The sequence below is a fragment of the Alcaligenes faecalis genome, assembly GCF_002443155.1.
Classification (GTDB): domain Bacteria; phylum Pseudomonadota; class Gammaproteobacteria; order Burkholderiales; family Burkholderiaceae_B; genus Alcaligenes; species Alcaligenes faecalis.
The window spans coordinates 1,074,854-1,096,244 of sequence record NZ_CP023667.1 but is presented as its reverse complement, the minus strand read 5'-3'; the positions used below and the strand labels follow the sequence as shown (position 1 = coordinate 1,096,244).

Sequence of the window (21,391 nt, the reverse complement as noted above, 5' to 3'; positions counted from 1 at the left end):
TCCATCATTTGAGCACTACGCTCCCGCTATCGAGCCAATATGGAGAATCACCCAGGCCTGCTTCCAGCATGGTGTTGAGCTGGATACGGACGGCCCCTTTGGACACGCCACTCAGTTTGAAGTCCCGGGGTGCCGAGTTCTTGATCTTCAGACGATCGCTGATCAAACGGCGTCCTTGCCCACCTTGGGACGTCTTGTCCACCATCAAGGTCACTTCCATGGATGGCAGTTGGCCATCGTCGTCAGGCGCATCGGCCATCTGGCGACGCACCTTCTCGTTCAGGTGCAGGTAATACAAGGGCGAGGCGGGCCAGCGCTCTACATCCAGTTGCCGATAACCCAGACGCAGATAGCTGCCCTGCATGAGCAGGTGATAACCGTCGGAGTCTTCGCTGCTGACGCTTTCCAGCGTCACCATTTCCTCGCGGGTATCGGGGTCCATCTGGAGCACGTCCTTGTAGACGATGTCCTGATCCTTGATCTGATTATTGGAGTCAATAATCCCGATGTGACGCAGGGTGGAGCGCGGGCGCAGATTCGATACTTTGAAATTGAACTGGTCAATATTCATGTTGTAGCAAAGCAGGCACAGCATGGCGCCAACCGAGGCCGTGCTCTTGGGATCGTCGATCCGACCATTGGTATGGAAGGGATACCAGCTGCCCGTGCGGTAATTGTGCAAAGGTAGCAAGCGCGTAGGCGATACCGGCATTTGCGAGCGCACATAGGCTTGTACACCCGGCAGACGCGAAGGACGTCCGGCCATCAGCACAATGTCGCAATCGTAGTAATTCAGCACTTCGCAGAAGGCGCGCAAGGGATCGTTGATGTTCAGAGAACCGCTGACCAGACCCTGGTGCAAATGGGCCAGATCAAAAGGCTGTTCAACCTTGGCCAATTCCAGATCGACGCGCTGACCGGCATGCTTGTGCAACTCGTCCAGCACGTACTGAACCACCTTGCTGGAGACCCGTGGCAAGGCATCGGCCGAGCCTGCCGACGCGTGTGACAACGGTGCATTGGCCTGATCGCCCTGCAGGTGCTCGAACTCCAGCAGCTCGCCCCACGGCAAGGACTGGACGGCGCGCGGGTCTTCATGCGGATCGTAGGCTTCGTAGCGTTTCAGGAACTCCAGGCCCAGCGGTACAAAGACCTGCAAGGCCAGTTGCTGACGCAAGACGGCTTTATCGGCATCGGCTTTTTCATTGCCGCACAGACGCGACAGGAACACATCCGTGTCTTCCACACCGGCATGGCTCAAGGCATCTTCAAAGGCGGGCAGCACATAGCGCTGGATGACGTCCAGCAAGATGTCATCACCGGCCACGCGGAAGCTGTCACGGAAACGCTGTTTGGGCGAGATGGTCAGGTTGCTGCCACCGCCCGCCCCTGCCGGGCGACGCAAGGTGTAGTCACTGATCACGATATCGGTGGTACCGCCGCCAATATCAATAATGCCCAGCGTCAGCGTTTCCCGATCTTCCTTGTAGGGAGCGGCAACCGCATCAAAGAACTCGTCAGCATGGCCAGCGAAGTTCTGGGTAATTTCGGTAAACAGGTAGACCAGTTGAGAGCTGGTAGCCTCGTCCCATTCCACCCGGAACTCGGGCAGAGGCACGCGCAGGTTCTCCGGCATGCGGCCCGATTCAGAAGGCTCCAGACCATAAGGGTCTTCTTCGCCTTGATACCAGTCCATGCTGGTCCACAACAGACCAATGGCCTGACGCAGACGTTCAGCCAGCAAGCTGCGTTCTACCAAAGGCATGCCGGGCGGCACGGTCAGGACAATATTGCTCAAGCGGCGAGGCTTGTTGGAGTGACCTTGGCGTACCCGCTGGGCCGGGCTGTTGATTTGCAGCAGCGCCTGGGCCAGCACCTCAGTCAGCATGAAAGTCATGACCGAGCTGCGCGAATAGAAAGGCTCGAACACCGGCAGACGGTCGTCTTCGTCCAGGGTGTACAGGGCTTCGCCACGCTCGTCGATATGCAGGGAGAACGGTGCCGCCAGGGCACGCGGCTCTGCATCGGAGCGGTCGTACTGCTGGCTGAAACGCCAGCCGTGCTTGTATTCGTTTTCGTCCCACAAGTAGCGCTTGGGGCTGGACAGCCCGGTCGTGCCCTCGGTGCCGCGACGGCGGGCAGCCAGACGCGCGGCCTCATCCCCGACACGCACTAAAGTGGGCCAGGAGAAGGCGGTGGGGCGTCCGCTTTTCAGGGACAAGTGGTTCTTGCCAAAGTCCGTCTGCGCAAACTCCACGCGACTTTCAAAGGGCTTGCTGTACACCTGATGCGGATGCGACAAGTCCCGCAGTTGCAGCACATAGTTCTGCCGCAAGCCGGAGTCGTCCTGACCGTGGTTTTCAATCAGAATCCCGCAAGTGCGCGAGTTCCCCACGTCCAGCACCAAGTCCACAGGAATGACCTGTTCGCTTTGCCAGTTGGCAGCCAGCACCTTGATGTCCGGCAGGCGCACCCAGGCTTCGGAACGACCATCCACGCACTCATGCGGCGGCGCAAACAGGCTGAGCAGATTCAGGAAATGCAGCTGAGCCGAACGCAAGGCGTTCACGTCTTCGCCAAAGTCAATATTGCGCGTTTTGTTGACGTTGTCTTTATAGACTTCCAGCAACCATTCCTGCACCCAGTCGCGGTTCAGGAACCAGTCCATATGGGCGCTGTCGCAGGCAATGCGGAACAAGGCCCCGGCATTGATGTCTTCACGCAAGGGGGCCAGGTAGGCCGCACCCTCGGTCAGGTCCACCACGCTGGTATCGCAGGCAACCGTAATACGGTGTGTATTGCCGTCGCGATCGGGCGTTTCCAGACGCACGACGCGCAGACGGCTCCAGCTGGCCGGGCCATGATCAAAGCGATGCGGTGCCACAAAGCGCACATAGGGCACGGGCAGCCACAGGCCATCGAACAGATCCAGGGTGCGGCTCAAAGAGACATCGCATTCCTGATCATTGCGGCCGCCGCCCTGGTACACCCCGACCTCGCCTTCTGGCTGATGGAACAGGGTTTGTTCCTGGCCAAACTGCAAGCCTTCAAACAGGAAACGCCAATTCTGGCCGTTCGTGCTGAAGAAAGAGTGGTTCAAGGTGCCCAGCTTCTTGCTGCCCAAAGTGGGAGCGTTGATGTCAAAACCGAAGTCCATGAACTGGACTCCGGTGTTTTCAATCAAAGTAACCAAGCCATCGTGTTTGAGTAATTCAGGCAACATAAGATTCAAGCACTCATCATTCGGATTGCTGCAAGATCAAAGGAAAGGCATTGGAGCCGTACATGCCCGCACATTGGGCAGCTGCGCCCGCTGCGCCGGGGTCGCACACAATCTTGGGCATATCGTAAGCGGCATTGTCCGTGCACTTTGCGGCGGAATTGGCATTCAAAATCAAGCGACCCTGCTCAGACGACGCAGACACGGGAGCTTCACACTGAACGCCGTCGCCACGCTTGATCTGCACATTGCCTGCACCGTCTTTCAACTGATATTGCAGTTGCACGGGTTTGCCGGTTTGGCTGTCTTGCACACCCATGCGGGCAGCCCACTGGCCATTCAGAAAATCCATCTTGCCGGACTGCAAGGCATCAGGCGGCACCACCAAGGAACCGGCAGGGGCAGCAGGCGTGGCCGGAGCAGCTGGGTTGGCATCCGGTGTTGGGGGCGCGGCAGGATCAGCAGGCGGGCTTGCCGGGTCTTGAGGCAATTCAGGCGGCTGAGGATTGGCGTTTGCGCCGGGTTCGGCTGTCGGTGTAGGCGGCGTGGCATCAGGAGCCTGCCCCGCATCCGGAGCACCCGCTGCGGCAGGAGCCTCCGCTCCCGGAGCGGCAGCCCCTGGTGCTTCAACACCGGGAGCGGTGCCAGCACCTGTGGCGCCTGGAACCACCGGAACGGTGCCCGTGGGGACAAGGCCTGTCGCATCCACACGACCATTCGGTAGCAAGGCGCCAGCATCCAGTTTAGGCAAGGACCAGCCCAGCCAATTACGGACTTTCTCGGGCAAGTAGCTGCCTACGCTGGAAGTGAAGGAACCCAAAGGGGTATCGGGCACAACCGGCGTGGTGCACCAACGCAAACCAAACAAGAGCAAGGCCAGCAGCAAGAGCAAAGCCAGCAAACGCCACCACCAGCGGGACCACCAACTGGCAGCAACCGGGGCCACGACAGGGGCCACCACGGGCTCGACGGGCGGCACCACAGGTGGAGCCACGACAGGCGCGGCTTTAGGCGCGGGCATCAAAGGCAGCAAGGGGTCCTGATTCTGATCTGCACCGTGATGCAGAAAACCCCAGAAGGTCAACACGGGCTTGCCATTGACCAGATACACAAAGTTATCGTCCGGGAAATAAAGCACGCGGCGCAGCAAGCTGGAGAACAAGGCCTTGTCGCCCAAAGCCTCTTGCTCTTCGGCATCCATGCTTGGGGTCATCTCGTTCAACCGGGCCTGAAAAGCACTTAATTGCTTCAAGCCTTCTTCGCGTTCTTGCTCGGTAGCGGCGGTCCAGGGTACGACCTGGCCAGAGACCGGGCTGTACCAATCCAGCGTGGAACCCGTTTCATTGCTTTGCGGAATCGCCAGATGGTCGGCAAAGTTGCCCGCCCGACGGCGCAAGGCTTCTCGCAACTGTAAAGCGGAGCGAAATACCGGTCGACCGCCCTCACCTAAAGCCATGAAAGCATCGGCACGGCCACTGCGCAGTAAAACCCCTTGCTTCATTGAGTTCCCGAAGAAAAAAAAGAAACATAGTACAACAAATAGGAAGTATCAAAGCCTCTGAAAAAGGCCCATTCATGGGGCGTACACCATGAAAAAAAACGGGCTTTGAACCTTAAAGATTCCTGAACACCAAAAAGAACTCAAGGTCGCTTTAGTCCTTGTGTTCTAAATAGATAGGGAAATACTCAAACAGAGTTACGGCAAAAAACAAAAAAAGTGTACAACTCTGTACATGAAACAAAATCGATATTCGCCCAATAGCCAAGGCACTGATTTTTTTAATTAAAACAAAAGTCCAATTCCAGCCTGATCCGGCGAACAAACCAGCATCGCCAAAAACCAGCGCCAGACCCTGCCCGCTTGCCCCTTCGTTTCCCCTCCACCCGGGCAAGCCAACAAAAAGCCACCATCCCGAACATTCAGCTCCTTGTCATAGACCTTTCACGTTGAGCCACTAGCATGAGCGCTACCCCCACAACTCAGCCTTGGCGCTATTGATCACTATGAGCAAACATATCTCCGACAAGACTGTACGTAACGTCAGTCAGAACACCCCTTTTAGTGAAATTCTGGAAAAAAGCATGTCACGCCGTGCCGTGATGCGCGGTGGCCTGGCGGCTGCATTGGCCACCATGACCAGCTTTGGTCTGGCAGGCTGTGATAGCGGCAGCACGGGTGGCAATTCCACTGGTAACGGTGGCGGCGAGAACCCGAACCCCGGCCCCGGCCCTGATCCGGAACCACCAGCAAGCGTCAAACTGGGTTTTGAATCCCTGCCCACTTCCATGACCGACGGCTGTGTCGTGCCTCCCGGCTACATTGCCCATGTGCTGGCCCCTTGGGGTACGCCGATCAATGACAATGCCCTGCCCTGGGACAAGAACGGCAATAACAGCTCCAACGACCTGCTCAATTCCATGGGCATGCACCATGACGGCATGCACTTCTTCCCCCTGGAAGGCAGCTCTACCGAGGGCCTGCTGGCCGTCAACCACGAATACATTGATGAAAAAGCCCTGCACCCCAATGGCCCGACCGTGGTCAATGGCAAGCGCCCGGCTGAAGAAGTACGCAAGGAAATCAACGCCCACGGTGTCGCCATCATCCATATTCGCCGTAGCAATGGCCGTTGGGACATCGTTCAGAACTCGCGCTACAACCGTCGCTTTACCTCTGCCACTGCCATGAAACTGGCTGGCCCTATTGGCGGCACGGACTGGGTCAAGACCCCCTTCTCGCCCAACGGCACGCAAGTGCGTGGTACCAACAATAACTGCGGTAACGGCACCACACCCTGGGGCACCTACATCACCGCTGAAGAGAACTGGGCGGCCTGCTTTGTGAACACCGGCAATCGTCCGGCCCACCAGCAGCGTGTGGGCGTATCGGCTGGCCCGACTGGCCGCTACAAGTGGGAAACCGCCGCCCAAGACCCTTCGGAAGTACTGGGCGAATTTGCTCGCTTTAACGTGACGGAAACCGGTGCCAGTGCAACAGAAGACTGGCGCAATGAAGTCAACGGCTTTGGTTACCTGGTCGAGATCGACCCCTACGACCCCAGCAGCATCGCCACCAAGCGCACCTCCATGGGCCGCTTTGCTCACGAAGGCTGTGCCTACAGCAAACCTGAAGCCGGCAAACCCCTGGCTTTCTACAGCGGCGACGACTCGCGCTTTGAATACGTTTACCGCTTTGTATCCGATGCCGCCTGGGACCCGAAAGATGCCCAGCGCACCGACCGCCTGGCCGTGGGCGCCAAGTATCTGGACAAGGGAACCTTGTATGTTGCCCGCTTTAATGAAGACGGTTCGGGCGAATGGCTGGCACTGACGGGTTCCACCAAAGGCAAGGATGGCGGCACCTTGTCCGACAAGTTCAAAACCCTGGAAGAAATCCTGATCAACACCCGTGGCGCAGCGGACTTTGTGGGTGCCACCCCGATGGATCGCCCCGAGTGGACCGCCACCCACCCCAGCAACGGCGACATCTACCTGACGCTGACCAACAACACCAGCCGCAACGCATCGTCCGGCACCAACGCCGCGAACCCGCGTCTGAACAACGTCAACGGTCACGTTATTCGCTGGCATGACGAACCCGGTTCGAACAAGTTCCAGTGGGATATCTTCGTATTCGGCTCGGATTCGGGTGCGGACGCAGATACCAACCGCTCCGGCCTGACCGATCTGAACCAGTTGGCCAGCCCTGACGGTCTGGGCTTCGACAGCCGAGGCATTCTGTGGATTCAGACCGACAACGGCATTGATGGCGGACGCAAAAACAATGTTGCCCGCGCCACCAACGACCAGATGCTGGCCGTTATCCCCGGCGCCCTGGCAGACAGCTCGGGCACCGGCCCGGCCATCAACGCCAGCAACCAGTCCGATCTGCGTCGCTTCTTTGTAGGCCCGAACGAAGCCGAAATTACGGGCTTTACCATGACGCCGGACCACACCAGCCTGTTCCTGAACATTCAGCACCCGGTGAACTGGCCGGCCTACGATACGCATGACGCCACCGTGGTCAGCATGAATACGGTACGCCCGCGTTCTTCGACCGTAGTGATACAGCGTGCGGATGGCAAGCCTATTGCTGTGTAAACGCAAGGGCGGCTTCGCGGTTTGAATCCGCCTGACTCAGCTTTTGAAGATCGGGGCCGTCAATAGACGGTCCCCAGCTACCGCTGGAACGTCTTGCACTCAACACCGCTTCAAAGCGTTCTTGCCAAGAGGCTATCCCTGACCCTTGAAATTCGATACAATGCAAGTAACAAAACCCGCCAAGGCTATGCGCGCAAGCGTATCCTCAAACCGGCGGGTTACTTTTTTGGGCCAAGCATCGCGAGTTAGTAGGCTCACTCCCTGGCATGAGCAGACATGACGACGCCACGACCTTCGTTCACAAAACCCTCCACGAACTACGATGAGCAAATTGCCATCCTTCGTCAGCGTGGTATGCGAGTCGATGACCCCGAGTCGGCCAAGTTCTACCTTCAGCATCTGAACTATTACCGTCTGAGCGCTTACTGGCTACCCTTCGAAGCCAACCATAACCCTCATCAGTTTCATCCCGGTATTCGATTCGAGGATGCACTTAATCTATACATCTTTGATCGAGAGTTGCGTCTGCTGATTATGGATGCAATTGAACGCATAGAGGTATCAGCTCGGAGCCAATGGGCATACCAGCTTGCACATCAGCACGGCCCGCACTCTCACCTAGATGTTTCTCTTGCGGTGGATTCGGGACGGTGGCAGTCGAATATTCTCAAGTTGACCAAGGAAGTTCAGCGATCTGATGAGGTATTCATCAGGCATTTGAAAATGACTTATTCCGAGGCGCTCCCACCTCTCTGGGCTGTATGCGAAGTCATGTCTCTGGGGCTGTTATCGCGCTGGTACGGGAATCTCAAGCCCATGCCTATTCGCAGAGCCATTGCTTCCATCTATGGTCTGGATGAAAAAGTATTTGGGTCGTGGCTGCATCACTTGGCGTTTGTGAGAAACATTTCCGCTCACCACGGGCGCTTGTGGAACAGAGAGTTCACAATTACACCGCTGCTTCCTAAAGGGAAGCCAGCAACTTTGAAGTCGCAGTTTCAGCCGGGCTCTCGCCGGTTGTATAACGCTTTAGTCATTATGCTGCACTGCATGGGCGTTGTTTCTCCCGGCCATAACTGGCGTAGCCGGTTGATAAGTCTGATTGAATCCCACCGCGCACCTGTGGCAGCGATGGGATTTCCATCGAACTGGAAAAAACTGCCGATCTGGCAATAGGCGGTGAGTCTGCCGTTTCGCATTTGCTCCATTACGAAACGACACGGGAAAGCTCAAACCTCACCTCACACCCGCAGCCTGTTCAGACTCCCCCATAAGACAGCTGCATCAGCTGAATCGCGTCAATATTCTGCCTGTCTTCCATCCCGTCATCCTCATCGTCTTCCCCTTCCTCATACCCATAACTCTCATAAACACGCATGCTTTCAATGAAGTCAGCGGCTGCCGCCGAATTCAGGGATGCGTGATGCGCTGGCGATGGCTACGCCATGACCGGCGCTGATAAGGGTGATGAGCATGGATGGATTTGGCCCAGCCGCTATAAACCGTGCGAATCTCCCATACGCCCCATAACAGCACCAGGGCAACACCAGCCTCACCAGGCCGTAGCCGCCAGCACAGACGGCGTAAAACCGCCACTAGCCTGAAAGGCAATCAGTTGGGCGGCGTTCATGGCTGCAACAGCCAGAAAAGAAAGGGAGCGAGAAAGAAACACATAGCGTCATGCCGAAGTAGTCATGACGCTATGATGGACAAGAGTCAGAGTGGATGCTGCGGGAAATGTGAAGTTGAGGTTGACCGGATTAGGGGCCTAGCACGGTCGGAATCTGGGATGGATGAGGAACAAGTGAAATTCGGCGGTTTATCATAAGTTCAATAATACACTCGACCAAAAGGATCTCTTAAGCAAGGTTTGAACAAGGCCACTGTTCGTAATCAGGCTACTCTAATTGACCCACTCACAAGCTCTCCGCCTTAATACGTTCCAGCATAAGCTTATAATTTTCTCGCTCGAGACTTCCCTTGGACGCCTCCATGAAAGGCAGCCATTGCGTCATTACTACGTCATCCCGAAATACATTGTTGTGGGTCAGTAATGAGCTGCTTATTTCATAAAACCGGGGATGTTTGCAAGTGAAGCCAGACGTACCTGCATTTCCATACAATGCATCCTTTGCAAGGAAAGGTATACCACCGTCAGGGAGGTATTTCACCCACTCGTCATTAGCTGAAATAGTGTTTAATACTTGCCCAACGACAGCCCGATCAAGGAGATCATCCCAGTTGAAATTGGGGTTAAGGATCGACCCGCAAAGGATGACGCAATCAAATTTTTCTGATATATCGTCTGCCACACAGAGATAGCGCCCTACCACGTAAGTTCCAAAGGAGTGCGCCACAATGGAAATGGGACCGGTGTAAAGCCTACGGATCTCCGTCAACCAATTCCGGAAGCCTTCGACAATTTCTGCCTTTTGGGTCTCAGTGCGCAGTACATTGGCCCCTCTGTAACCGTACACATATGGTGCCACAGCCCACCCCGACGTACTGGCCGAAAGACAAAGGCGTGGTAACCATTCTTCTGCATGCGTCCGGATACCATGTATAGGTACAAGAATTCCTTTTGTGGTTTGTTGCTGGGACCAACGTCGCCCTAAGTAGGCAACTTTGACGATCTCCAAGTTTTCAGATGAGTCTGCGGGGCTATAGTGGGTCTGTACAGTTGTATGAAACTTAATTTGTACCAAACCGTGCTTCACTCCGAATCTGGTTGTTGATAGCAATTCGAGATAAGCCTTTGCTATAGATGGTTGATCCTCAGCCAATAATTGCACATTCAGCATGATCCCATTTATATCGTATCTTTCTCGTCCATGAGGAACCTGAGATGATTTAGCGAAGAAAATCACTATATCCATATCTCCGGAATTTTCCTTTTTGGAGATAAAAGATCCGCCAACAACGATCGAAGTTGCGCCGGCCTCTTCGGCCCATTCAAATATGTCTAAAAACGGCTTATAAAAATCTGAGCGAGCAGATTCCCGATAGTGACCCATATTCTTTTTAGAATCGCTACAAAACTCAGATAGGAACTCGTCCTTATTGATAAGATATGTCCCGGAGGGAAGGAGTCCTTCCTCAAATATTAGCTTATTCTTATTCATAATGGTTCCAGCTCTTTATCGAGAACAACAGTGAACTTCGGTCAACTGATAGGTATTCAGTTAGTACACGATAGCCTATTACGATTTTGAACTGCTTAATCTGCGCTTCAGGAGATTCATGTAGCACAAATCCAACCGTGTTCAGGCTATTGCGTGCGTATACGCCAGATGCATTTCCGTGATGCGGTGCTCCAGGTTATGTAAGGCCACATAGTCGTCTTTCAAAATGGCGGCAAAGCCGGTGGCTTCAAATTTCTGAATAGTGCTAGCGACCTGCTGCTTCAGCGTATCGAGTTCGGTCATGACAAGGCGGTGGTCGTTTTCATTCATCGTTATTCCCCACGAATACTCCAGATACTGAAAACCGCTCACCCCGTTGCCAGGATGAGCGGCTTGTCTTGCCAGACTTGCTTCCCGTAATGCTACAGGGAAGTTTTGCCGAGCTTGCGAATTAACGCAACAGCGACAGCACAGTCTGTGGAACCTGGTTGGCTTGTGCCAGAACCGAGGTGCCTGCCTGCTGCAGGATCTGCGCACGAGTCATGTTGGAGACTTCGGTGGCGTAGTCGGCGTCTTCAATACGCGAACGAGCCGCGGACAGGTTGGTAACCGTGTTGCTCAGATTAGCGATCGTGGACTCGAAACGGTTCTGGATTGCACCTAGGTGGCTGCGGAGGTCGTCGACTTGTTGCAGAGCGTCGTCCAGTGCTGCCAAGGGGTTTGCGGTCGCTGCACCAGTAACCGCATTAGCGCTGGTACCATCAGCAGCGATGGTGATGCTGGTAGCCGTGTCATCAAGGGCGGCTGTTTGATATGCCTGTCCTTGGTAGTTGACTGTACCAACCGTTGCGCCGCTGCTATCAACCGCAAGCTTGATCAAGGTGTCACCAAGATCTACAGTAGTTCCAGCAGCCAAGCTATTGTCAGTGATCTCGACCTCTGTTTCCACCAGAGTCACCGCACCGGTATCAGAAACTTCTGCCAGATAGCTATCGTTACCGACTTTCAAGGCGTACTTACCCGTTGGAGCGCCGTTAGCAGCTTGCACGTTGTGCAGGCTAACGTCATCAGCGGTTAAGGCTTTATCACCAGTCAGCCCCAGCTCACTATTCAACGTGGTCAATGCTGCAGCGAAGTCGGGTTTTGCGGGAGCACCACTGCCATCACCAACTTCCGTGATCGCTTCGCCCAGTTTAGGCTGCGAGCTGGCTACGGAGAAACCGTTCAGTCCCAGGGTGCTGGCATTGATTTCCTTCAAATCAATGGTAATGGTCTGGTTATCGTGAGCACCAACTTGAATAGTCAGGCTGCCACCATCCTTGCCCAGTACGTACTTTCCGTTGAACTGGGTTTCGTTGGACACGCGGTCGATTTCATTCAGTCGCTCTTGAATTTCGTTCTGAATGGACTGCAGGTCGTCGCTCGAATTCGAGCCGTTGGCAGCCTGAACAGTCAGTTCACGGATACGCTGTAGGTTGTTGTTGACTTCGTTCAACGCGCCTTCAGTCGTCTGAGCGATGGAGATACCGTCGTTGGCGTTACGGGTAGCCTGGGTCAGACCCTTGATGTTGGCGGTGAAGCGGTTGGCGATAGCTTGACCAGCAGCGTCATCCTTGGCGCTGTTGATAACGCTCCCCGTAAGCCGCTGATAATAATGAGAAAAACAAGGTTTTTACTCCGATTTCCAGAAATTACTACTCTGTGACTACGGCTTGTCGACGAAAGTCGAGGATTCCGACCGTACAGATTTGACGCAGGTACGATAAGAATCAATGACTTGTTAGCCGTCTTTGTCGGCAAGTTTTCTACGGGCTTTCTACGTTGCCCAAACCTAGTTCTGATCCGTCACGGCACCCAAGGTGTCTGTTTTGGGAAGAGACTATTTCTTCCGGTCGGGCCGTCTAAGGGCTGTGTCGTGCAACCTGCCTTCCAGGACTGCGATGGCCCGCTCATCAAAATGCAGGCTCACGCCGTCCAGATTGGAATCAATCTTGATACCGAATTCATCGAGACGTTCGACCATACGGCTGTAAAGCTCGTCCTTCATCGGCATTTCAAGCGTTTCGATTCGAGCAATCGTGGGCTTGGAGCTGCCGATCAATTCGGCAAACTGGACTTGGTTATATCCAAGGGCCGAACGAACCGACCGCATTACCAGGGCAATCCGAGTCTGCGTTTTATCGTCTGTTGATGTCATTGCAATCTGAATCGTGTCCTATACTAAACATGCATTAAATGATACTATTAGTATCGTTATTGGTTCTGTGTGATTCTGCCTCTGCCTCGTACATTACTGACCCAACAAGTTGTCGACTCCATGCTGTGCCCGACAGGTAAGCGCAGGATCGATTATTTTGACACACGGCTTCCTGGGCTACTCATCAAGGCTTCGGACAGTGGGCGTCGTTCCTACTACATCCGGTATGTGGATACGCATGGCCGTACGAAGGAAAAGAGATTTGCCGATGCAGGAATCATGTCATTGGCAGACGCGAGGAACAAAGCAAAGGAACTACTGGCTCGCCTGAGTCTGGGTGACGATCCTTTCGTTGAAAAGAACCAGCGCAGAACCGTCCCGACCTATCGCGATTTCATCCTGAAGCGCTATCTGCCTTACATGAAGACCCACAAACGTAGTTGGCGGGTTGATGAGGCGCAATTGCGGCTGCATATCCTGCCTGTCTTGGGCGGGCTGTACATGGACGAAATCAGGAAGCAGCACGCTATCGAATTGTTGCGGCAGCATCGGGAAGAGAAGCGCCTGAAACCATCGTCAACCAATCGCATGCTGAATGTCGCACACAGAACTTTCAGCTGTGCTCTGGAGTGGGAAATTCAGGGTGTGGCATCCAATCCGATCTCTGCGGTTCGCAAGCTGCGGGAAAACAATTTGCGCGACCGGTATTTGAGCAATGAAGAACTACGCAGACTGATTGCCGAACTGGATGGGTCTGACCATCCCAGGATCAAGGAAATCATCGTCATGCTGATCCTCACTGGCGCACGACGCAATGAAGTGTTGGGCGCGAAGTGGTGCGATATCGATTTTCAGAACCGAATCTGGCGCATTGAATTCAACAAGAGCGGTATCACGCGATACGTTCCGTTATCCACTGGCGCAATTCAACTGCTTCGCAATGTTGATCGCGTTCCAGGTGTGGACTACATCTTCTTTAATCCCGCGACGATGCAGCCATACGTCAATATCTTTCATGCATGGAATCGAGTCCGGAAGGATGCAGGTATTGGGGATGTTCGGCTGCATGACCTACGTCACAGCTACGCGAGCTTTCTGGTAAACCAGGGAAGATCCATTTATGAAGTTCAGAAAATACTGGGCCACTCGAATGTGAAGACCACCCAGCGGTACGCGCATTTGAGCAACGACACTCTGTTGGCAGCCACCAATTCCGTGTCCGATTATGTGTCGAATGTTTCTGGCCGAGTGTTGGACAGCAGAATGAAGAATATTGCCGCGACATTCTCTTCAGTGGAAATGAGAAATGCGGGCTTTCTGCCGTAAAGGGATTTTGAACAGGAAGGGGGAGTGAATGCCGGACAAAAACCTTGTCGCGCTCTACAAGCAGGCTGTGGACCGGTTCGTAAATGCCATCCACAGGCAGTTCAAAACGTCGAATCGGCTGGCCGATCACTGGGGGCATTTCGAATCCCATTTTCGGGAAATTGCCGAGCAGAACCGTGTGGAAATTATCTCCGAACTAAACCTGTATGATCGTCACTCCAAGCTTCGGGTGAAGATCACCGAGCGGCTTTCTGAGCTGTTGGAAGATGATGGTTTCTATCAGGTCTTAATGGCCGTGGAGAAGCGAAAGGAGCGGCTTTCGGACATCATCGCGAAGTTGGACTACGACATCTGGTTCGTCCGATTCTTCCGGCTTCGCACGAATGTCATCATCTACCTGTTGGAGGCCGAGCAGGACGATTTCCTGAAAGAGGAAGACCGCCACACGTATGAACGCTTCCGAAATCGGCAGAGAGCGCACCGTAACCCCATCTATTGGCGTGGTGCCGGTACCGTCATCATGGAACCCACTGAGGATGTCGTGGCCTTACGGTACCTGCGGGATTCCGACACGGCGATCATGACGCGTCACGCAGGTGCCCTGCATGCGACCTTCGAGCGGCTGAAGAATGATGCCCATGGGATATTGAATTACTTCAATAAACTGGAATTCTTCGGGTGTCTTGGAACATCCGTGAAGGATGTCATCGACCGGAACCCGGAAGCAGATGAGCAAGAGCTTGTTCTGGCTGCGCTAAGGGGCATCAAGCAGCTTCTAGCCGAGTGGTCCCGCCGATACCTTCACCCAGGAACGTTGAATGTAGTGGACGAAGAAAAGCTGATGAAACTGACGGCTGAAGCCAGATACACATGAAGGAAAAGAGGCCCATAGAACGGGCCTCGCAGAATGTTGTGTAAATTCGAAGATTGGCTTTTAACCAACTTTCCGCCCGGTCAGGCAACACAAGTCATAGATGATGGTGTCGTCGTACCGGTAGCAGTCCTTGGTGATATATTTGCCCACCCGGAAGAGTTCAGCCGGGTTGATAGGTCGGAACCAATATCTCTCCAAGTCATTTCCTGACGAAGTAATATCCAAATTGGTGCTTGCCACGTCGTACCAGTTCCGCCTAATTAGGTCTTGCGCTTCCCTGTCCCCAATCGGGTTATCGGGCTTGGGTTGTTTTATCAAGGCATGGATGTGAAGAGACCCATCCTTATGTCGCTCAATAGCTGAAAAATGAATTATTCGCTTCTTCGACCTCTTGCCATAAAGGTCCGTACTCAACAAATCAAAGAACTTCTTTCCCAGCAGAACGACTTCGTCGTGATCGGTCTTCTTATACTTGAATGTTAATGTGACGAGCCAGTCGAATTCCCGATGGGTGATTTCATGGATGTGCTGTACTCGTTGTTTGACACGCGATTTCTCTTGCTCTGTAAGCGATGTATTGAAATGGAAATCACGCATGAGTGCTGCCCTGATGTCATCCAGGCAAGAAGAGGTATTTCCCTGTGGGGATTGGGTGTTGTGCTGCGTAGTCATGTATGTCCTTTATTTGTTTTGTTGTTCCCATTACGGGCGGACTGATGTGAGATATGTGGATTAGGTCAGTCATGTGATCAACATTCCTTCAATGAAGTGGTTAGAGGGAAATGTTGATTAAAGGGATATTTTGTCTTTTCTTTGGTGTTTTGCCTGTGTGGTGATTTCGTGTATGTGATTCACTTCACCATCTTCATTACAGATATTTTGGGCATAGTTTCACCAAGGGCATTTCCAAATGCCCGACGAGTATCCTGAACGACTGACCCCACGTTCCTGATCACAAAGTCGCCTGTCGCGTTAAATTGCGTCCTCATGGCACTATGCCAATGAGTTCGTACTGATGAGATGAGGCCACTCGGTATCACGCGTAAAAGCCGTAGGAAACGAAGTGGCCGGGTATTTATCGAATGCAGTCGGAAAAACAGGCATCAAGGCTGCTGTTTGTCTCATATGTGTTATAGTTTTTTTATGAGCAAGCAGCTATCTCAGGAAGAAAAAACACAACTGGTACAAGCCGTCCATAGTGCCGTCAACCACTACGACAAGAGCAAGCGAAAGACGATCACACAGGCGTGTAAGGATGTGGGACTGGCCCGCAGCACTTACAATCGCTGGCGGGATTCCGTGCAGGAGAATATCAACGAGACCGGAGTGGCCGTCGTGCCGCCACCTAAAAGCCGTGCACCCAAGCGGAACGGCAAGGCGTTACGTGCTGGTGTGAGGCAACGTATTGAGGATATGGCTCGATCTGGCCTGTATGCCAATCCCAGTCAGGTCGGCAAGGCAATGCGGGAAGAAGGTATTAGCGTCAGCGACAATACCGTGAGGAATACCCTGGAGGCGGCTGGCCTCTATGGATACCGGACCGTCATGGGAAGCGATGGAAAGCCGATCAAGAAAAAAGTGATCTTGCGGTGAACGGCTGACGCTTCATCTACTGCTGAATCCCAAATAGCAAAAACCGCCAATCCCGAAGGAAAGGCGGTTTTGTGTTCTGTATGGGGATGGTTTCCCATCCCCAACCGGCTGAGAATTAGCGCAGCAGGGACAGAACGCCTTGCGGCACTTGGTTGGCCTGGGCCAGAACCGAGGTACCAGCCTGTTGCAGGATCTGAGCGCGAGTCATGTTGGAGACTTCGACTGCGTAGTCGGCGTCTTCAATACGCGAACGAGCGGCGGACAGGTTGTTGATTGTGTTATTCAGGTTGGCAATTGTCGACTCGAAACGATTCTGTATCGCACCCAGATCGCTCCGTTGCGAATCGACTGCTGCCAATGCTGCATCTATTGTTTTCAGTGGAGCTTCAAATCCCTCGCCTACAGTGCCGGCATCGTAATCTGCGGCGGATACGGTGCCAGACAGGACATCAAAGCCTTTCGCTGCGACAGTGCGTGCTTCACCATTTACGAGATTGAGAGGCTCATCCCCATCGGTGTTATCGATGCTCGCATCTTTGTCAAACAGCCAGCCGGTCGCAGCATTGTCCGCATCTGCACGTGCGGTAAACGTGGGGTTGCTGATACTGATGGAGATTTGCTCACCATCAAGTGCGCCCACTTGGATATCAAACGTTGCATCAGCGGCCCCTGCCAGTACGTTGATACCGTTAAAGTTAGTTTGCTTCGCAATGCGATCAATCTCTTCGATTCGCTGATTTACTTCTTCTTGGATCGAATCGATATCAGACGCAGAGTTAGTACCGTTTTGAGCCTGAACTGTGAGTTCGCGGACGCGCTGCAGGTTGCTGTTGATTTCGTTGAGCGCGCCTTCGGCGGTCTGAGCCAATGAAATACCATCATTGGCGTTACGAGCAGCCTGAGTCAGACCCTTGATGTTGGCCGTGAAACGGTTAGCAATTGCTTGACCAGCAGCGTCGTCCTTGGCGCTGTTGATGCGCAGGCCGGAGGACAGACGCTCGATAGCGGTACCCAGGGCGCCTTGCGACTTGCTCAGGTTATTTTGCGAAACCAGAGCCAGGTAGTTGGTGTTGATTACGGACATTTTTGATGCTCCTGTAAGGGAAAGGCAGCGGCAGCTAGGCTACCGGTTAACCAGGAAAACCCGTTTCGGGTGGAATCCTGGCCCTTCACCGGGGTGTTGGGCAGGCCCTGTATTTCCTGTACATGCTGGTTTACGGCAAGGGCTCTGAGAGGTTTAGGGCTTGCTGCAAAAAACCTTCTGCTTGTTACAAATCAGGCTTGCTACCTGCTTCTCTTGCTTCATCTGGGTTAACGGCGGCTACAGGGAACTCTTAAAGCGGCTAACTGCCAAACTCAGGGCGAGACCTTGCGGAACGGTGGCAGGCGTGAGGCAAAAACGCTGGCTGTAGGGGCAGCGACCAGCATGGCGTTGCTAAGCCAGCGGCTGGCTTGGTCCAGGCGCTGCTTAAAGGGTTGCTATGTATATGAGTGTGCCGCTGGGGTGTGTATACGAGCCAGGGCTAGAGCTTCAGCGCCTGATAAGCCCATCAGGCCTGAGCGCACTCGCTATAACAAAACCTGAAACTCCGCGCTATCAGAAATGGCATCCCACTGGTCTTTCGCCAAGCTGGCACGGATGCGGGCCACGGCCTGACTGCGCAGTTGGGATACACGCCCTTCGGTTACTCCCAGCACCAAGGCGATTTCTTTCTGGTTCAGGTCCTGTTCGAACTGCAGGGCAAACAACAGTTTTTCGCGTTCGGGCAATTGATCGATTGCCGTAATCAGTGCCTGGCGCAAGCCCTGGGAAGTCAGCAGGTTCAAGGGGTTATCGAAATAAGCCTGTTCGCGCGTACTGTCTTCCAGAAACTCCAAGGCATCGGCTGAAGGGTCGGTATGACGTTTCAGGTCTTCGTAGTGAATCACCTGCACCCCGACCGCTTCGTCCAGCAGCTCGTAGTAATCGTCCATGCTCATGGACAGAAATTCCGCAATTTCGGGCTCGGTAGGCTCGCGCAGCAGTTCCTGACGCAGATTGCTGACCGCCACTTCAATTTGACGCGCTTTGGTGCGCACGCTGCGCGGCAGCCAGTCCTGGCTACGCAACTCATCCAGCATGGCACCGCGGATCCGGGTGACGGCATAGGTCTCGAACTGGGCTTCAGCCACCACCTGATAACGACGCACAGCGTCCAGCAACCCCATCATGCCAGCCTGCATCAGATCATCCAGTTCAACACTGGGAGGCAGGCGCGACACAAGCTGGAGCGCTTGGCGGCGCACCAATGGGGCGTACTGCTCAACCAGGACGTCTTCTGAACGAGGCATGGACAGGCACGGATCCGGACAATAAAGATTGGGCTATTTTGCCTGCCAGGTCCGCCCTACAGTCGCCAAATCAAACAGTCTTTCGCCATCTTATTCAGGCTTTAAAAAGCTTTGGAGCGGACCATAAGGAAAATTTTCCCTAAAGATACGCGCGGGGGTGCCGTAATTGGAGCGATACAGGTGCCAAGCCCCCACGAACCCGGCCTGTCACCAAGCCCCTTTTGGAGTGATGTCATGATCAACTCAGTTTCATCTCAAACGACGGCCTTGGTGCCCCTGGCTTCCCCCGTGGAGCAAAACCCTGGCACCCCTATCCCGTCGGCAGCCACTACGGTGGCCCCCATCAAGGAAAGCAGTACCGATACCCAGTTGCAGCAACGCTGGCCCGACAAACGCGAACCGGTCCCCGGTATGGTCAACTCGCTGGACGACACCCTAGACCAGATCAACAACTCGCTGCAGGCCTGGTCCACCGGCATTCGCTTCAATATGGATGACGAGGCGCAACGTCTGGTGGTCTCAATCGTGGATAACACGACCGGCGAGGTCCTGCGTACCGTACCGTCCGACGCGGTTATCCAGATCGCCAAAATGATTGTGCAATTGCAGGGCAACGCCGTCAGTGTGAAGGTTTAACAACCAAACTGGCATCGAAACTTCCCATTGACATGGGCTTTGCGCGCGGCACATTCGCGACAAAATAGGACACTACAGGAGTATTTGATATGGCTATTTCTTCAATTGGCGTGGGCTCAGGTCTGAAGCTGGACGAGCTGCTGGAAGACCTGCGCAAGGCAGAGAGTGTGCCCTTAAGCACGATTCAAAATCGTCAGACTGAAAATGCCAATCGAATCTCCGCCTATGGGAAACTCAAGGGATTGGTCTCGGCTGTGCAAACAGCCGCTAAAGCACTGAACGATGAGACCCTGTATGGTGCCGTCATAATCAGTACAGTTGGCGATGCCATCAGCGCTACCGGCAACAATAAAGCCACTCCCGGACAATACAATATTGTCGTCACGCAACTTGCAACCCAACATACTTTAGCGAGCCGTGGGGTTGCAGAACGAGACTCCGCGTTAGGCGTGGGTGGCAAAGTTACGTTTACGCTTGCCAATGGAGACGAGCACACTCTGGACATGAGCGGCAAGGACACTTCCTTGCAAGGCATCATGAAGGAAATTAATGCGGACCCTACGCTAGGCCTTACTGCCACCATTATCAACACCGGGGATGCAACTGCGCCACACAAATTGGTTTTGACCGCCAAAGACTCGGGGGAACAGGCCTCCATCCAATCTATTTCTGTAACGGATAACAATGAGCTCAGCGGGCTACTGGCTTACGCTGGCACGGCAGCCGAAGACCCTTCAGGTCAAAGCATCACACAAATTACCCAAGCCAAGAACGCGGAAGTTACGGTTAACGGCATTCCCGTTATTAGCCAAAGCAATACGCTTAAAGATACCGTAGAAGGGCTGGAAATTACGCTCACCAAGGAAAGCAGTGATCCAGTCCGCTTGGATGTGACTCGTGATGACAGCATCCCCACCAAAGCGATTAAAGGCTTTGTGGACGCGTATAACGCCCTTAACAGCAATATACGTTCACTGACGGCTTACGATATTGAAAACCAAAAAGGATCGCCCTTAACCGGCGACTCCATGCCTCGTCGTATTCAGTCCAGCATGCGCTCTGCCCTGGGCGTCGTTTCGGACGAAGGCAATTTGCGTACCCTGTCATCTATCGGCATTACGGTAGACCCCAAAACAGGCGATCTACTTACGGATGATAAAAAACTGGCCGCTGCTTTAAAAGACAATATGGCTGATGTTCAACGCCTATTTGTTGGCGAAGACGCTATTGGAAACCGCATTCACACAGCAGCTGAAGATTACATTAAGAAAGGCGGCTTTATTGACAATGCCACTGAAGGTGCTGACAAAATTGGCAAGGACCTTGAAAAACAAGCCCTAGCCACTGCAGAGCGCATTGACAACAAGATTGAAGCCTACCGTAAACAGTTCGTGCAGTTGGACGTGATGATCAACCGCATGCAAGGCACCAGCAACTATCTAAGCCAGCAACTGTCCATGCTGGGCAATATGAACAGCAATAAATAAACCCCTATGAGCTATCCTGCCCCTTCCCGTCGTTTTGGCCAACAATCGGTTCGCGCCTACGCTCAAGTAGGTCTGGAAACCGAGGTCTTGAGCGCAAGCCCGGAACACCTGATTACCCTGTTATTTAACGGTGCTCGCACCGCCATGCTGCAAGCACGCTTGCATATGGAACAGGGCAATATTGCCGGGCGGGGGCAGTCTTTATCGAAGGCTATTGATATTGTCGATAGCGGCCTGAAAATGGCGGTCGATACCGAAAAGGGCGGAGAGCTGGCCCGCAATCTGGTCGCCACCTACGACCTGATCCTGCACAATCTGATGCTGGCCAACCTTCGCAATGACGCGGAAAAGCTGACGCTGGCCGAGCGTTTGCTGACCGATATTGCCGATGCCTGGCGCAGCAATGTTGATACCCAACGTGCCAAGCAGCCAGCTTGACTCCGGGGCTCGCAGGACAGGCTCTGTTCCTGACCTGCACCTCCAACCTCCTTTGCGCCTTTAGCG

At 53.9% G+C, this 21,391-nt stretch carries 17 protein-coding genes; 8 read left to right on the top strand and 9 right to left on the bottom strand.

Going from position 1 to position 21,391, the window contains the following annotated elements; all coding sequences use genetic code 11:
• Positions 1–4 precede the first annotated feature (4 nt).
• Together CPY64_RS05030 and CPY64_RS05025 are read right to left on the bottom strand one after the other, a co-directional pair.
• Complete coding sequence (locus CPY64_RS05030) at positions 5–3,223, bottom strand: virulence factor SrfB (RefSeq protein ID WP_042487437.1); 3,219 nt, start codon at positions 3,221–3,223, stop codon at positions 5–7.
• Positions 3,224–3,239: 16 nt separating this feature from the next.
• On the bottom strand, positions 3,240–4,721 hold the full coding sequence (locus tag CPY64_RS05025; protein ID WP_042487443.1) for an SrfA family protein: 1,482 nt from the start codon (positions 4,719–4,721) through the stop codon (positions 3,240–3,242).
• Between the two features lie 503 nt (positions 4,722–5,224).
• Between CPY64_RS05025 and CPY64_RS05015 the strand changes: the two genes are divergently transcribed.
• On the top strand, positions 5,225–7,321 hold the full coding sequence (locus CPY64_RS05015; RefSeq protein ID WP_042487449.1) for a PhoX family protein: 2,097 nt from the start codon (positions 5,225–5,227) through the stop codon (positions 7,319–7,321).
• 276 nt (positions 7,322–7,597) lie between these two features.
• Positions 7,598–8,497 carry an Abi family protein gene (locus CPY64_RS05010; protein WP_042487450.1) on the top strand — a complete coding sequence of 300 codons (900 nt, stop codon included), beginning with the start codon at positions 7,598–7,600 and terminating at the stop codon, positions 8,495–8,497.
• 740 nt (positions 8,498–9,237) lie between these two features.
• Here the strand turns inward: CPY64_RS05010 and CPY64_RS05005 are convergent.
• The 4 genes from CPY64_RS05005 to CPY64_RS04990 form a co-directional block, all read right to left on the bottom strand.
• Positions 9,238–10,443, bottom strand: coding sequence for an alpha/beta hydrolase (locus CPY64_RS05005; RefSeq protein WP_042487456.1), 1,206 nt, complete (start codon positions 10,441–10,443; stop codon positions 9,238–9,240).
• A gap of 141 nt (positions 10,444–10,584) precedes the next feature.
• Complete coding sequence (locus CPY64_RS05000) at positions 10,585–10,773, bottom strand: hypothetical protein (RefSeq protein WP_042487458.1); 189 nt, start codon at positions 10,771–10,773, stop codon at positions 10,585–10,587.
• A gap of 121 nt (positions 10,774–10,894) precedes the next feature.
• Positions 10,895–12,070, bottom strand: coding sequence for a FliC/FljB family flagellin (locus CPY64_RS04995; protein WP_080723820.1), 1,176 nt, complete (start codon positions 12,068–12,070; stop codon positions 10,895–10,897).
• A gap of 252 nt (positions 12,071–12,322) precedes the next feature.
• A complete protein-coding gene (locus CPY64_RS04990) occupies positions 12,323–12,640 on the bottom strand; it encodes a helix-turn-helix domain-containing protein (protein WP_042487461.1) in 318 nt (105 codons plus the stop codon).
• 69 nt (positions 12,641–12,709) lie between these two features.
• Here CPY64_RS04990 and CPY64_RS04985 point away from each other — a divergent pair, with 69 nt between their 5' ends.
• Both CPY64_RS04985 and CPY64_RS04980 read left to right on the top strand, forming a co-directional pair.
• On the top strand, positions 12,710–13,966 hold the full coding sequence (locus CPY64_RS04985; protein WP_123794712.1) for a site-specific integrase: 1,257 nt from the start codon (positions 12,710–12,712) through the stop codon (positions 13,964–13,966).
• Positions 13,967–13,994: 28 nt separating this feature from the next.
• On the top strand, positions 13,995–14,840 hold the full coding sequence (locus CPY64_RS04980) for a hypothetical protein (RefSeq protein ID WP_042487464.1): 846 nt from the start codon (positions 13,995–13,997) through the stop codon (positions 14,838–14,840).
• A 60-nt stretch (positions 14,841–14,900) separates the two neighbouring features.
• Here the strand turns inward: CPY64_RS04980 and CPY64_RS04975 are convergent, their stop codons facing one another.
• A complete protein-coding gene (locus tag CPY64_RS04975; RefSeq protein ID WP_042487466.1) occupies positions 14,901–15,512 on the bottom strand; it encodes a rolling circle replication-associated protein in 612 nt (203 codons plus the stop codon).
• 471 nt (positions 15,513–15,983) lie between these two features.
• Here CPY64_RS04975 and CPY64_RS04970 point away from each other — a divergent pair, with 471 nt between their 5' ends.
• The gene (locus CPY64_RS04970) at positions 15,984–16,433 is read left to right on the top strand and encodes a hypothetical protein (RefSeq protein WP_054513296.1); all 450 of its coding nucleotides are present in this window, start codon (positions 15,984–15,986) and stop codon (positions 16,431–16,433) included.
• Positions 16,434–16,548: 115 nt separating this feature from the next.
• Here the strand turns inward: CPY64_RS04970 and CPY64_RS04965 are convergent, their stop codons facing one another.
• The gene (locus CPY64_RS04965; protein ID WP_042487471.1) at positions 16,549–17,517 is read right to left on the bottom strand and encodes a flagellin N-terminal helical domain-containing protein; all 969 of its coding nucleotides are present in this window, start codon (positions 17,515–17,517) and stop codon (positions 16,549–16,551) included.
• A gap of 485 nt (positions 17,518–18,002) precedes the next feature.
• Positions 18,003–18,764 carry an RNA polymerase sigma factor FliA gene (locus CPY64_RS04960; RefSeq protein WP_042487474.1) on the bottom strand — a complete coding sequence of 254 codons (762 nt, stop codon included), beginning with the start codon at positions 18,762–18,764 and terminating at the stop codon, positions 18,003–18,005.
• 234 nt (positions 18,765–18,998) lie between these two features.
• Between CPY64_RS04960 and CPY64_RS19165 the strand changes: the two genes are divergently transcribed.
• The 3 genes from CPY64_RS19165 to fliS all read left to right on the top strand — a co-directional run bounded on the left by CPY64_RS19165 (position 18,999) and on the right by fliS (position 21,325).
• Positions 18,999–19,400, top strand: a complete 402-nt coding sequence (locus CPY64_RS19165) for a flagellar protein FlaG (protein ID WP_226791333.1) — start codon at positions 18,999–19,001, stop codon at positions 19,398–19,400.
• Between the two features lie 89 nt (positions 19,401–19,489).
• Entirely contained in the window at positions 19,490–20,887 is a 1,398-nt protein-coding gene (gene fliD, locus CPY64_RS04950; RefSeq protein ID WP_042487476.1) for a flagellar filament capping protein FliD, read from the top strand.
• A gap of 6 nt (positions 20,888–20,893) precedes the next feature.
• The gene (gene fliS / locus CPY64_RS04945; RefSeq protein ID WP_026484537.1) at positions 20,894–21,325 is read left to right on the top strand and encodes a flagellar export chaperone FliS; all 432 of its coding nucleotides are present in this window, start codon (positions 20,894–20,896) and stop codon (positions 21,323–21,325) included.
• Positions 21,326–21,391 lie beyond the last annotated feature (66 nt).